Source organism: Streptomyces sp. NPDC049541 (assembly GCF_044465725.1).
In the GTDB taxonomy this organism is placed as follows: domain Bacteria; phylum Actinomycetota; class Actinomycetes; order Streptomycetales; family Streptomycetaceae; genus Streptomyces.
Genome location: NZ_JBITLY010000007.1, coordinates 189,281 through 202,397, shown reverse-complemented (window position 1 = coordinate 202,397; position 13,117 = coordinate 189,281). Strand labels below are relative to the sequence as shown.

The window sequence follows — 13,117 nt, the reverse complement described above, 5'->3', positions numbered from 1 at the left end:
CTAGCTCTTCTTCGCGTACTCCGTCGCCATCTGACCGGCGAAGTCGTACACCACGCACGGTTCGTCGCTGACCACCCAGGCGTCGTGGCCCGGCGACACCACGAACACGTCGCCCGGTCCGACCTCCTGCTCGGCGCCGTCGTCCATGCGCAGGCGCATGCGTCCGGAAACGCAGTACCCGTTGTGGTGGACCTGGCAGCTCTTGGTCCCGGCGATGGGTGCCACGGACTCCGACCACTTCCAGCCGGGTTCGAAGGTCCCCACCGCGAAGTCGAGTCCGGTCATATGGACGGCTTCGAGGTGTCCGCGCGGGAAATCACGCCGCTCGTCGGGCTTCTCGACGGCCTTGATCTCAAGCATGACGGCTCCCTTCCTTACGAGCCCCGCCCACCACACCATCGTCCGCCGGTCCAGCCGGGACCGCCATCCGGGATGCGGAGAAAACGTCGATGAGCGGACAACTGGGTCGAACAGGCGGAGAATGGTGCGAGGCCGCTTTCGCCGAACCACCCAGAAAGGTGGCGATCACCGTGGCTGAACACCCCCACGCACAACTCGTCCGGTCGGGCTACGAGGCCTTCTCGCGCGGCGACATGGACACCCTGCGCTCGATGATGACGGGCGACGCCACGCACCATGTACCCGGAAGCCACCAGCTGTCCGGCGACTGCAAGGGAATCGACGCGGTCCTCGACTACTACCGTCGCCTCTACGAGGAGACGGGCGGCACGTTCAAGGTCGAGCTGCGCAACGTCCTGGTGGACGGGCGCGGCCACGCGGTGTCCATGCACCACTTCACCGCCCAGCGCGGCGACAAGCGGGTCGACGAGGACGGAGCCATCGTCTTCCGGATCGTCGGGGACAAGATCACCGACCTCGACGAGTGCGTGGCGGACATCGACAAGGTCAACGAGTTCTGGTCATGACGCCGTCGCCCGGCCGCACAGCCGGGCGAAACGGTCCGCGTCCACGTTCCCGCCGGAGACGATGACACCGATCCGGCGCGGAAGGGAGCCCGCACGCCCGGCGAGCAGGGCTGCCAGCGGGGTGGCCCCGCTGGGCTCGACGACGATCTTCAGGCGCTCGAAGGCGAACCGCATGGCCTCGCGGATCTCGTCGTCGGAGACGAGGGCGATGCCGTCGACGAGCCGCCGGTTGACGGAGAACGTCAGCTCGCCGGGCGTGTCCAGGGCCTGCCCGTCGGCGATGGTGCGCGGCACGGGGATGCTGACGCGCCGGCCCGCCTCCAGGGACCGCTTGGTGTCGTCCCCGGCCTCCGGTTCGACGCCGATCACGCGGATCCCGGGGTGCAGCCCCTTGGCCGCGGTGGCGGACCCGGCGATCAGCCCGCCGCCGCCGACGGGCACGACCAGGGCGTCCAACTCCCCTGTTTCCTCCAGGAGTTCGAGGGCTGCTGTGCCCTGCCCGGCCATGACGTGCGGGTGCTCGTACGGCGGGATGAGGGCGAGGCCCCGCTCGGCGGCCAGGGCCTGACCGACAGCGACGCGGTCCTCGGTGTAGCGGTCGTACGTCACGATCTCGGCGCCGTAGCCGACGGTCGCCTCCACCTTGGAGCGCGGGGCATCCTCGGGCATGACGATGACAGCGGTGGTGCCCAGTTCGCGGGCGGCGAGGGCGACAGCCTGGGCGTGGTTGCCGGAGGAGTAGGCGGCGATGCCGCGGGCCAACTGCTCGGGGGTGAGCCGGGAGGCCGCGTTGTAGGCGCCGCGGAACTTGAAGGCGCCGACGCGCTGGAAGTTCTCGCACTTGAGGAAGACCTCGGCGCCGACGAGTTCGTCGAGGGTGCGGGAGTGCAGTACGGGGGTGCGATGGGCGACGCCCTTGAGGCGGTCGGCCGCGTCGCGGACGGTGTCGAGGGTGACCGGCGGGGTGGTGGTCGTCACGCGTGTCCTCCAGCGGGGGTCGGGTCGGTGGCGGCTCGGGCCTGGGCGAGGTAGCTGTAGGCGGAGGCGCGGGAGATGCCGAGCCGGGCGGCGACCTGCTCGATCGCGCGGCGCACGGCGAACACGCCGTGTTCGTCGAGTCCGCGGAACAGGTCGAGGCGCTCGGCCCGGTCCAGTGCGGCCCAGCTCTGGTTCCGCCCGAGCCGGTGGGCGTCGAGGATGGCGTCCACCACTGAGTCGATGTCGTTGCCGAAGGCGGTGACCGGCGGCTCGGCGGCCCCGGCGCCTAGGCCGGCGAGCGCGCCGAGCAGGGCATGGGCCTCGTTGACCGCGCCGATGTCCACGTTGACGCAGAGCGCGCCGAACACCGCTCCTGTGGAGTCGCGCAGCACCATCGTGGACGACTTGACCAGCTTTCCGGCCTTGGTGCGGGTGACGTAGTTCAGGTCGTCGGCCGCCTCGTCGCCGCGTGCCAGCACCCTCATGCCGATCTCGCTCATCGCCCCGCCGACGGCCCGCCCGGTCACCTCGCCGGCGACGGCGACGACCGACTCCTCCGGTTGCCGGTAGTCGTGCAGGACCACCTCGCACACCGGCCCGAACGTCGCCGCGATCCCGTCGACCACCGGTCTGAGCGCGGCGAGGATCGCATCCCGCTCGGTTTCGTGGACATGCTCGTCACCCATGCCCCCTAGACTACTGGTCCAGCCTCTGGACGAATAGTCCAGGATGCCGTGTCATGGGTCGCGGCGTACGTCAGCGCCTCCCGTGCGGCATGACGGTCGCCGACCGTCTCCCACCAGGGGTGCGTGTGCATCTCCTCGGCGAGCCGCCGGCAGCGCTCCCGGGCGTCCGCGAGGCGCTCGCGCTGCTCGCCGGTGATCTCGGCGCGTCCGGCCGCGATGTCCACGCCGCTGGGCAGCCGCGCGGCGATGTCCGCGCAGTGCTCCAGCGCCCGGGTGAAGGTCCGCCGGGCGGCGACCAGATCGCCGGGTATGACGAACTCGCCCACGGTGAAGGGCCGCGAGAACCCGGACGACCCCGGCTCGGTGTGCCACAGCGAGGCGTCGATGGGCCGTTCGTCGTCACGCGCCCGGGTGAGCTCGCTGCGAAGTCCCGCCTCCAGGTGGTCACCGGTCTCCCGCGCGCCGGCCCGTGGCGCGGGCACGTGTCCCAGCCCGCCCGTACAGGGACCGGGCAGCGGTTCGGGGCGGCCTTCGAGGAACTCGTCCTTGTCCGTCGGGGTGACCCACATGTACCAGCCGCGCCGGCCCGCCGGGTGGGGCAGGTAGAGCGAGACGAGTTCGCCTGTGGCCGTGCGCCGGATGACGTCGTCGTAGTAGAGGCCTCGCACCGGTTCCCACAGCGCGTGGCGTCCGCCGCACCGGCCGGCGCCCTGCTGCGGGCAGGGGACCGCGTTGCTCCAGTCGCAGCGGGGCATCTGCAGTTGTTTGACGCCGCCGCGCACCGGCAGAGCCGCGCGGTCGGTCACGTCCCGCCAGCTCTGTACGTTGAGCCTGGCCCAGGGCGCGCGGTCGATCGGGATCGCGTTCTCGTTGTTGACGAGCCACAGCGGGGTGATCCCGTTCCGGAATGCGCTGCGGGTGCGCTCGTCGACGGAACCGCCGGCGATGGCCGCAAGCTGTATCTCGTACGCGAGCCGGTGATGCTCGCCGCCTTCCACCGTCACGTCCGTGCGGCGTTTTCCGCCCTCGGCGCCCTCGGCTCCCGTGACCCGGAACCCCTCCCCCGCGGCGACCTTGACGGTGTATTCCCTCAGCGCCTTGTGGAGATCGCTTTCGTCCTTCGTCTCGGGGCGCTCCCCCTTGGCCACATGCATGGCGTGCGGGCGGCCGTTGACCTTGCGGATGGCCATGAAGCCGGGGCAGATGAACCCCTCGTCCTCATGGGCTTCCAGGCAGTACAGAAGATCCGGCTGGTAGTTGCCGTAGATCTCGTCGAGCAGCCGCGGGTATTCGGGGTGCCCGAGATCCGCCTCGGTCAGGTCGAGCGTGATGCCGAGGCCCCTGTGCCAGACGCAGTAGGTCATATGGCGAGAGTAGGACGCACCACTGACAATCGGCCTAAGTCATGATCAGTAACGCGGGTCGAGCCGCCGGGCGAGCCTCTCCCGGCAGCATTCACATCAACCAGCGCACGAAATCTTGCGGCCATCTCGCCTACACACCTAAGATAATTTCGTTACTCCTCGTGACTGACGAAACATCTCCTGTTCGCGTCTATCGAGAGTAGGTGCCCCATGACGGTTGCCGCTGAGTCGACGATCCATCCGGGCGAGGTGCACGAAAGACTCGGCCGTCATGTGCTGACCGACGGTTTCAAGCTGGTGCTCGACCCGCTGGCCAGCCGGGGCTCGTGGATCGTGGATGCACGCACCAATGAGAAGTTCCTGGACCTCTACTCGTTCTTCGCCTCCGCTCCGCTGGGCCTCAACGCGCCGGGCATCGTGGACGATCCGGAGTTCATGACGCTGCTTGCGCAGGTGGCGGCCAACAAGCCTGCCAACCCGGACATGTACACCACGCACTACGCCGAGTTCGTCGAGACGTTCGCCCGGGTGCTGGGCGATCCGGAGCTGCCGAGGCTGTTCTTCGTCGAGGGCGGGGCGCTCGCCGTCGAGAACGCGCTGAAGACGGCGTTCGACTGGAAGAGCCGCCGCAACGAGGCCGCGGGCCGCTCCCCCGACCTCGGCACCAAGGTGCTCCACCTGCGCCGCGCCTTCCACGGCCGCAGCGGTTACACCCTTTCGCTGACCAACACCGAGCCCAACAAGACGGCCCGCTTCCCGCAGTTCGACTGGCCCCGCATCGACGTGCCCGCGATGCGCTTCCCCCTCGAACGCCACCTTGCCGAGGTGGAGCAGGCGGAGCGACGAGCCCTCGCACAGGCGCGCCGGGCCTTCGAGGACAACCCGCACGACGTCGCCTGCTTCATCGCCGAGCCGATCCAGGGCGAGGGCGGCGACAACCACATGCGCCCCGAGTTCCTCCAGGCGATGCAGGCGCTGTGCCACGAGTACGACGCGCTGTTCGTGCTCGACGAGGTGCAGACCGGTGTCGGCATCACCGGCACCACCTGGGCGTACCAGCAACTCGGCCTCGAGCCGGACATCGTGGCCTTCGCCAAGAAGGTCCAGCTCGGCGGCATCATGGCCGGCCGCCGGGTCGACCAGGTGCCCGACAACGTCCTGCGGGTCTCCGGGCGGATCAACTCCACCTGGGGCGGCGGGCTGGTCGACATGGTCCGCGCCCGGCGCATCATGGAGATCATCGAACGGGACGATCTGGTGGCCCGTGCCGCCGCCGTGGGATCGTGGTTCCTTGCCGAACTGCGTGATCTGGAAGTCCGGCACGCGGCGGTGGCGTCCAACGCTCGCGGACGCGGGCTGATGAGCGCCATCGACCTGCCGGACAGCGGCGTCCGTGACGAGGCGGTACGCCGGTTGCGCACCGAGGAGCAGGTGATCGCATTGCCGTGCGGTGAGCGTTCGATGCGCTTCCGTCCCGCCCTGTCCATCACCCAGGACGAGCTCGTCCTCGCCCTGCGGGCTCTCGACCGGGTCCTCGCCGGCCTGCACTGACCCTCCGGCGGACACCGCCCCACCCCAGCGGACAAGGAGCACTGTCATGGCCCGTTCCGTCGCCTCGGTCGTTGCCGGCCACCCGGTCGCCGGCGCTCCCGGCGGGACTCTCCAACGCCCCAATCCCGGCCGTACCGCAGAGCTGGTCACCGAGATCTCGCTCGGGGACGCCTCGACGTTCGTCCAGGCCGCCAAGGCCGCGAAGGCGGCACAGCGGGCCTGGGCCGACGTCCCGGCACCGGTGCGCGGATCCGCCATCGGGAAGATCGGTCGCCTCGTCGAGACCAACAAGGACCGGCTCGCCCGCATCGTCACCGAGGAGATCGGCAAGCCGCTCGCGGAGGCACTCGGCGAGGTGCAGGAGATCATCGACACCTGCGACTTCTTCCTGGGCGAGGGCCGCCGGCTGTACGGGCAGACGGTGCCCTCGGAGATGCCCGACAAGCAGCTGTTCACCTTCCGCAATCCCGTCGGAGCGGTCGCGGTGATCACCGCGGGCAACTTCCCGGTGGCGGTGCCGGCCTGGTACCTCGTGCCGGCGCTGGTGACCGGCAACACCGTGGTGTGGAAGCCCGCCGAATACGCCGCCGCGAGCGCCAAGGCCCTGTTCGACCTGTTCGTGCACGGTGGCGGCCTGCCCGACGGCGTACTCAACCTGGTACTGGCCGACGGTGAGCAGACGTACGCCGGTCTGGAGTCCTCCCTCGACGCCGGGCTGGTCGACAAGGTCGGCTTCACGGGGTCCACGCTCGTCGGCCGCAAGATCGGCGCCCTGTGCGGAAGCCACCTGCAGACCCCCTGCCTGGAGCTGGGCGGCAAGAACCCCCAGGTGGTCACCCCGAGCGCGAATCTCGACCTGGCGGTCGAGGGGGCCCTGTTCTCCGGATTCGGTACCGCGGGTCAGCGCTGCACCTCCCTCGGGACGCTCGTCGTCCACGAGTCCGTGCACGAGGACTTCCTCGCCCGCTTCGACGCCGCGAGCCGCGCGGCCCGGATCGGCGACGCCTTCGAGGACGTCCTGTACGGCCCGATGCTCGACGAGCGGTTCGCACGGCGCTACGAGACCTTCCTCGGCTGGATCAAGGACCACCACCGCACCTACGGCTCCGACGGCATCGGACGGATCACGGCCGACAACCCGCGCAAGGGCTTCGTCGGCGACCCCGAAGCGGGCATGTTCTACCACCCGGTGATCGTCGACGGAGTGCGCCGCGACGACGACCTGTTCCTCACCGAGACCTTCGGCCCCATCGTCGGGGTGACCACCTACCGGGACTTCGACGAAGCCCTGGAACTGGCCAATCTCCACGGCTACGGCCTGTCCGCCGCGATCTACACCACCGACCCGCACGAGGTGTGGACCTTCCGGCGCGGCGTCTCCGCCGGCATGGTCAGCGTCAACAACACCACCTCCGGAGCCGAGGCGCACCTGCCGTTCGGCGGCAACGGCAAGTCGGGCAACGGCTCTCGCCAGTCGGGGCAGTGGGTGCTCGACCAGTTCACCCGCTGGCAGTCGATGAACTGGGACCACTCCGGCCGGCTGCAGAAGGCGCAGATGGACGTGGCTGCGCTCGAACCCGACATGGAGTTCCGTCTGTGAGCGGCGTCGAGGACCTGGACCGGCACTTCCGCGAGGAGGTGGCCGGTCTGCGGTCTGCCGCCCGGACCGCGGGCCCGCTGGACTCCCGTACGGCCCTTGACCTGTTCGACGCCCAGCTGGAGAGCCGGCACGCCGACTTCGCGGCGCGCTGGATGCAGCAGCAGGGCCGCGGCTACTACACCATCGGATCGAGCGGGCACGAGGGCAACGCCGCGCTCGCCCTGGCGCTGCGGCCCACCGACCCGGCGTTGCTGCACTACCGCTCCGGAGCGTTCTACTGCGCCCGTGCCCGGCAGGCCGGCGGCGTCGACGCGGTCAGGGACATGCTGCTGGGGGTGGCCGCCGGGGCCGAGGAACCGATCGCCGGCGGCCGGCACAAGGTGTACGGGCGCCGCGAACTGGCCGTGATCCCGCAGACGTCGACCATCGCCTCCCACCTGCCCCGGGCGGTCGGGGTGGCGTGGAGCATCGCCCGCGCCAAGCGGCTCGGTACCGAGTGCGCCTGGCCCGGCGACGCCGTCGTCTGCTGTTCCTTCGGCGACGCCTCGGTCAACCACTCCACGGCGGTGGGCGCCATCAACAGCGCCTGCCACGCGGCCTACCAGGGCCTGCCGATGCCGATCCTGTTCGTCTGCGAGGACAACGGCCTGGGCATCAGCGTGCCGACCCCGCCCGACTGGGTGCGGCGCGCCCACGGCGACCGGCCCGCCCTCGCCTACTTCGCCGCGGACGGCTGCGATCCGCAGGACGCCTACGACACCGCGCGCGAGGCGGTGGCCCACGTACGCAAGCACCGCCGGCCCGCCTTCCTGCACCTGTCGATGGTGCGCTTCCTCGGCCATGCGGGCTCGGACGCCGAAGCCGCCTACCGGATGCCCTCCGACGTCGCCGCGGACCTGCGCCGCGACCCGCTGTCGGCCACGGCGCGGCTGCTCACGGCCTCCGGCGTCCTCACCCCGCAGGAGGTTCTCGACCGGTACGACGAGGTGGGCGGCCGGGTGTTCGCCGTCGCCAAGGAGGCCCTGGAGAGCGAGCCCCTGACCACCGCCACACAGATCGTCGCCCCCGTCGCACCCCGCCGCGCCGACCTCGTGGCGGCTGCGGCCCGCCGTACGAGCGAGGCATCGGCGGCGCCCGTGGGCGAGCCCGTCACCGTCGCCCAGGCCATCACCCACACCCTCGCCGACCTGCTCGGCAGCCACCCGGAGCTGGTCGTGTTCGGCGAGGACGTCGGCCGCAAGGGCGGGGTCTACGGACTGACAAGGGGCCTGCAGCGGCGTTTCGGCACGGCCCGGGTCTTCGACACGCTCCTCGACGAGCAGGCCATCCTCGGGCTCGCGCTGGGGGCGGGCCTGTCCGGGCTGCTGCCGGTGGCGGAGATCCAGTACCTCGCATACCTGCACAACGCCGGGGACCAACTGCGCGGCGAGGCCGCCACACTGCAGTTCTTCTCGCAGGGCCAGTACCGCAACCCCCTCGTGGTGCGGATCGCCGGATACGGCTACCAGCGCGGCTTCGGCGGCCACTTCCACAACGACAACGCGGTGGGCGCCCTGCGGGACATTCCCGGCCTGGTCATCGCCTCCCCGTCCCGCCCCGACGACGCCGCCGCGATGCTCCGCACCTGCGTGGCGGCGGCGAAGGTGGACGGCACCATCAGCGCCTTCCTCGAACCGATCGCGCTCTACCACGCCCGTGATCTCCACGAAGACGGCGACAACGGCTGGCTCACCCCCTGTCCGCCACCCGCCGAGCACGTACCGATCGGCCGGGCGCGCACCTACGGCACAGGCACGGACCTGACCCTCGTGACCTTCGGCAACGGCCTGCGCATCTCACTGCGGGCGGCGCGCCGGCTGGAGCGACAGGGCATCGCCTGCCGGGTCGTGGACCTGCGCTGGCTGGCCCCCCTGCCGGTCGACGACCTGCTGCGCGAGGCCCGGGCGACGGGCCGCGTCCTCGTGGTCGACGAGACCCGCCGTACCGGAGGTGTGTCGGAGGGAGTCGTCACCGCCCTGGTCGACGGCGGATTCAGCGGGGCGGTCCGACGGGTCACCAGCCTGGACAGCTTCGTCCCGCTGGGGCAGGCGGCGCGGTTGGTGCTCGTGTCGGAGGACGATGTTCAGCGGGCCGCGGGCGAGTTGCTCTCAGGGGGCCGCTGAGGCCAGGCGGGGGCCCGGTCTACCGTACGGGAGTTGTCCGGAACCCGGTGGGCGGTGTCGGCAGCGCGCCTCTTTGCATGCGCCGATGCGTTTCTTGGGCAGGACCCGGTCCGTACGTCCGCTCCCGTACACGTTCTGCCCTTCCCATGTCGTTGCACGGTTCGCCGCCGCCCCCCGCGCCGTACAACCAGGGTGCACCGTTGTTCCGACGTCCAGTCCGTCCCGCCCGTACCGTCGCCGCGGCCGCAGCCGCGTTCGCCGCCGCGGGCGCCCTCACCGCCACGGCCACCGCGCCCGCCGCGGCACAGGCGCACGCTCGCGCCCGGCACGTCCTGCTGCTGTCCGTCGACGGCCTGCACCAGTCCGACCTGGCCTGGTACATCGACCGCCACCCCGACTCGGCGCTCGCCCGACTCGTCAGCGACGGTGTGGAGTACACCCACGCGAGAACCACCATCCCCTCCGACTCGTTCCCCGGCATGGTCGGCCAGCTCACCGGCGGCGACCCGGGTACGACGGGTGTCTACTACGACGACACCTACGACGCCGCGCTCCTCCCGCCCGGCACGACGGCCTGCGCGGGCGTCAAACGCGGTGCCGAGGTCGACCTCACCGAGGACCTCGACAAGAACAAGGACTCCCTCGACGCCGGTCAGGGCCTCACGCAACTGCCCGGCAGCATCCTGAAGATGACGGGAGACGCCGCGAGCCTGATCGACCCGTCGAAGCTGCCGGTGGACCCGAAGACGTGCAAGCCGCTCTATCCGCACGGCTACCTGAAGGTGAACACGGTCTTCGACGTGGCGCGCGGGGCCGGGCTGCGCACCGCATGGTCCGACAAGCACGTCGCGTACGACATCCTCAACGGCCCGAGCGGCAACGGCATCCAGGACCTGTTCGCCCCCGAGATCAACAGCCAGGCCATCGGCTACCCCGCGGGCAAGGACTGGACGAAGGACAACGCGGCGACCGAACAGTACGACGGCTACAAGGTGCGGGCCGTGGTGAACGAGATCGACGGCTACGACCACAGCCGCACCCACAAGGTCGGTACCCCGGCGGTCTTCGGCATGAACTTCCAGTCGGTGTCGACCGCCCAGAAGCTGCCCTCCTCGAACGGGCTGACGGGCGGCTACCAGGCCAAGGGCGTCCCCGGGCCGCTGCTGGCCAAGAACCTCGCCTTCGTCGACCAGCAGGTGGGCGCGTTCCTCACCGAACTCCACAAGCAGCACCTGGACCGCAGCACGACGGTCATCCTCTCGGCCAAGCACGGCCAGTCGCCGACCGACCCGAAGGCGCTGACCCGTATCGACGACGGCCCCCTCCTGGACGGGCTCAACGCCGCCTGGAAGGCCGCCCACCCGGGCGCCGGCGACCTGGTCGCGCACGCCGTGGACGACGACGCGATGCTCCTGTGGCTCACCGACCGCTCCGAGGCCGCCACCGACTTCGCCAAGACATACCTGCTCGCTCAGTCCGGCACCGGCAACGACATCGACGGCGCGGCCAAGCCCTTCACGGCAAGCGGCCTCAAGACCCTGTACGCGGGCGCCGATGCCGCCCACTACTTCCACGCCCGCCCGGGCGACTCCCGTGTTCCCGACCTGTTCGGCATCACCCAGTACGGCGTGGTCTACACCGGCGGCATGGGCAAGATCGCCGAGCACGGGGGCGCCCACGCCGACGACCTCGACGTCCCGCTCGTGGTCTCCGGCGCCGCCACCCCGCAAGGGGTGCGCGTCGGCGACGCGGTGCGGACCACGCAGATCGCCCCGACGATCCTGCGGCTCCTCAGTCTCGACTCCCGGTCCCTGGACGCCGTACGCATCGAACACACTCGGGCACTCCCCCTGCGCTGACAGGTGTCGGGGAGGCGCGAGTCGGGCGCCCGGCCCTACGAAGGGACGATCTGCCACTGCTGCTGGGCGCCGGCGGTGTAGGCCCACTGGTTGATGGCGGCTCCGTCGGCGGTGGAGCCGCTGTCGACGTTGAGGGACAGGCCGCTCAGCCGGTTGGTGAGGAGGTGGTAGCCGTCGCCGGTGGGGGTGATGGCCCAGTGTTGCTGGGGCGCGTCGGCGTCGCTCCAGATGTCGGCGGTTCCGCCGTTCAGACGGGAGAGTCCGCCGATTTCCATGAGCGTGCCGCTGTTGACGTTGCGGATCTTGTAGTAGCCGGAGTCGGCCCGCGCTATCGTCCACTTCTGGTTGGCGTGGTTCTGCCAGGGCCACTGCAGGATGGCGGTGTTGTTGGCGGTCCTGGCGCCCGAGACGTCGGCGACCTTGCCGCTGTGGCGGGCGACGAGGCGGTACACGGTGCCGTCTCCCGGGAAGAGGGTGGACACCAGGGCGGGTGTCGCGGTGCGGCCGCCGATGCGCAGGTTGCCGATGTTGGCGTAGCCGCCGGTGCCGGCGGTGACCCGGATGCGGACGAAGGCGGCGTTGACGGCCGGCCATTCGATGACCTTGGTGGTGCGGTCGCCGGCCCAGGAGGCGGTCGCGACCTGGGTGAAGGTGGTGCCGTCGGTGCTGGTGGAGATGGTGCAGGCGGTGATGTCACCGTCGGTGGTGTTGGTGCGGTTCCACTGCTTGGGCAGGTACTCCAGGGTGGAGATGTTGCTCCATAGACCGCCGAGGTCGACGGTGATGGTCTGGGGCAGTGTGAGGCTCCAGGTGGACCAGCAGGTCTCGAAGCCCTTGTCGCTGAGACCGTCGATGGCGTTCATGGGGCCTTCGCCGGTGTGGTAGTCGGTGGCGTAGGCGGCCACGGGGGTGACCGGGTGTTCGGCGCGGAGCAGCTGGGCGGGCAGGGGCGGCCGGGAGGTGTTCGGGCCGCTCCAGGCGGTGCCGACCTCGGAGAGCCGGTTGACGATGTTGGTGTCCAGCACACCGTTGCGGTTGGGCGGGCAGTTGAGGATGAACGAGGTGTACTTGGGCTCCAGGTCCGCCAGATGGGAGAGGATGGAGTCCCTGCTCATCGGGTCGGTCGTGGGTGTCGCCGGATGCCAGAACCACCCGTTGCTGATCGTCTGGCCCTGCAGCGAGGCATAGGTGTTGCCTGCGGGTGAGGTGATGCCGAGGGGCTCCTCGAAGTAGATCGCGTCGCCGAGGAACGGCACCGACAGCCCGCCGTGGTCGATCATCACGATGCCGGGCTGCAGGGACTTCACATGTTCCCTGATGCGCTGATAGGGGACGGCCTGCTGGCCCATCTGCCAGGCGTAGCCGTCGGTGACGAACATGTCGATGGTGCCGTAGTTGGTGAGCAGTTCGGTGATCTGGTTGAGGATGTAAGTGATGTCGCCGGGCTGGACGGCCTGGTCGGCGGCGACTTTGTGGCGGGTGTCGTAAGCCTGCACGTTGTAAGTGCGGTCCCAGATGGAGAAGTACAGACCGACCTTCAGGCCCTGGGCCCGGAAGGCGGTCACGTACTGTGCGACGACGTCGTGCCTGTAGGAACTGTTGGCGACGTTGTAGCTGTTGTGGGCACTGGGCCACAGGCAGAAGCCGTCGTGGTGCTTGGTGGTCAGGACGCCGTAGCTCATCTTCGCCGCCGCCGCGGCGGCCGCCCACTGGGCGCAGTCGACCGCCGTGGGCGCGAACAGAGCCGGGTCCTGATTGGGGGCGGCCCACTCCTGGTTGGTGAACGTGCCCATGTTGAAGTGGTTGAACATGCCGAACCGCAGGTTCACCAGGTTGCCGAGGCTGGTCTGCAGGTCCGCGGCGGCCGCCTGAGGCAACAGGCCGGAGACGCCGGGAACCACGGGCAGCGCGCTCGCGGCCACAGCGGCGGCCGCGGAGCCCAGCAGGGTACGACGGGACAGTCTTCCTTCTGACGGCATAGCTGCACTCCC

At 70.2% G+C, this 13,117-nt stretch carries 10 protein-coding genes; 5 read left to right on the top strand and 5 right to left on the bottom strand.

Translation table 11 applies throughout. From position 1 onward, the window contains the following. Positions 1–360 carry a cupin domain-containing protein gene (locus ACIBW9_RS26480; protein ID WP_398959068.1) on the bottom strand — a complete coding sequence of 120 codons (360 nt, stop codon included), beginning with the start codon at positions 358–360 and terminating at the stop codon, positions 1–3. Positions 361–530: 170 nt separating this feature from the next. Between ACIBW9_RS26480 and ACIBW9_RS26475 the strand changes: the two genes are divergently transcribed. Beyond that, positions 531–926 carry a nuclear transport factor 2 family protein gene (locus tag ACIBW9_RS26475; protein WP_398959066.1) on the top strand — a complete coding sequence of 132 codons (396 nt, stop codon included), beginning with the start codon at positions 531–533 and terminating at the stop codon, positions 924–926. Here the strand turns inward: ACIBW9_RS26475 and ACIBW9_RS26470 are convergent. From ACIBW9_RS26470 to ACIBW9_RS26460, 3 genes are read right to left on the bottom strand one after another with little or no spacing between them, the layout of a single operon-like run. Beyond that, entirely contained in the window at positions 921–1,904 is a 984-nt protein-coding gene (locus tag ACIBW9_RS26470) for a threo-3-hydroxy-L-aspartate ammonia-lyase (RefSeq protein WP_398959064.1), read from the bottom strand. The genes ACIBW9_RS26475 and ACIBW9_RS26470 overlap by 6 nt on opposite strands. After that, complete coding sequence (locus tag ACIBW9_RS26465) at positions 1,901–2,590, bottom strand: transcriptional regulator (protein ID WP_398959062.1); 690 nt, start codon at positions 2,588–2,590, stop codon at positions 1,901–1,903. The genes ACIBW9_RS26470 and ACIBW9_RS26465 overlap by 4 nt, the downstream gene beginning before the upstream one ends. Positions 2,591–2,595: 5 nt before the next feature. Continuing rightward, positions 2,596–3,954, bottom strand: coding sequence for a hypothetical protein (locus ACIBW9_RS26460; RefSeq protein ID WP_398959061.1), 1,359 nt, complete (start codon positions 3,952–3,954; stop codon positions 2,596–2,598). A gap of 210 nt (positions 3,955–4,164) precedes the next feature. Between ACIBW9_RS26460 and lat the strand changes: the two genes are divergently transcribed. From lat to ACIBW9_RS26440, 4 genes are all read left to right on the top strand, one after another. Then, positions 4,165–5,505, top strand: coding sequence for an L-lysine 6-transaminase (gene lat / locus ACIBW9_RS26455; RefSeq protein WP_398959059.1), 1,341 nt, complete (start codon positions 4,165–4,167; stop codon positions 5,503–5,505). 46 nt (positions 5,506–5,551) lie between these two features. Continuing rightward, on the top strand, positions 5,552–7,105 hold the full coding sequence (locus tag ACIBW9_RS26450; RefSeq protein ID WP_398959057.1) for an aldehyde dehydrogenase family protein: 1,554 nt from the start codon (positions 5,552–5,554) through the stop codon (positions 7,103–7,105). Next, positions 7,102–9,267, top strand: coding sequence for a transketolase C-terminal domain-containing protein (locus ACIBW9_RS26445; RefSeq protein ID WP_398959055.1), 2,166 nt, complete (start codon positions 7,102–7,104; stop codon positions 9,265–9,267). The genes ACIBW9_RS26450 and ACIBW9_RS26445 overlap by 4 nt, the downstream gene beginning before the upstream one ends. Positions 9,268–9,467: 200 nt before the next feature. After that, positions 9,468–11,126, top strand: coding sequence for an alkaline phosphatase family protein (locus ACIBW9_RS26440; RefSeq protein WP_398959053.1), 1,659 nt, complete (start codon positions 9,468–9,470; stop codon positions 11,124–11,126). Positions 11,127–11,161: 35 nt separating this feature from the next. On the opposite strand, the gene ACIBW9_RS26435 is transcribed toward ACIBW9_RS26440, so the two are convergent. Continuing rightward, positions 11,162–13,105, bottom strand: a complete 1,944-nt coding sequence (locus tag ACIBW9_RS26435) for an RICIN domain-containing protein (RefSeq protein ID WP_398959051.1) — start codon at positions 13,103–13,105, stop codon at positions 11,162–11,164. Positions 13,106–13,117 lie beyond the last annotated feature (12 nt).

Excerpts from the sequence above, each read along its gene's own strand:
- ACIBW9_RS26480 (WP_398959068.1), bottom strand. The coding sequence starts at position 360 with ATGCTTGAGATCAAGGCCGTCGAGAAGCCCGACGAGCGGCGTGATTTC.
- ACIBW9_RS26465 (WP_398959062.1), bottom strand. The coding sequence starts at position 2,590 with ATGGGTGACGAGCATGTCCACGAAACCGAGCGGGATGCGATCCTCGCC.
- ACIBW9_RS26460 (WP_398959061.1), bottom strand. The coding sequence starts at position 3,954 with ATGACCTACTGCGTCTGGCACAGGGGCCTCGGCATCACGCTCGACCTG.
- lat (WP_398959059.1), top strand. The coding sequence starts at position 4,165 with ATGACGGTTGCCGCTGAGTCGACGATCCATCCGGGCGAGGTGCACGAA.
- ACIBW9_RS26450 (WP_398959057.1), top strand. The coding sequence starts at position 5,552 with ATGGCCCGTTCCGTCGCCTCGGTCGTTGCCGGCCACCCGGTCGCCGGC.
- ACIBW9_RS26435 (WP_398959051.1), bottom strand. The coding sequence starts at position 13,105 with ATGCCGTCAGAAGGAAGACTGTCCCGTCGTACCCTGCTGGGCTCCGCG.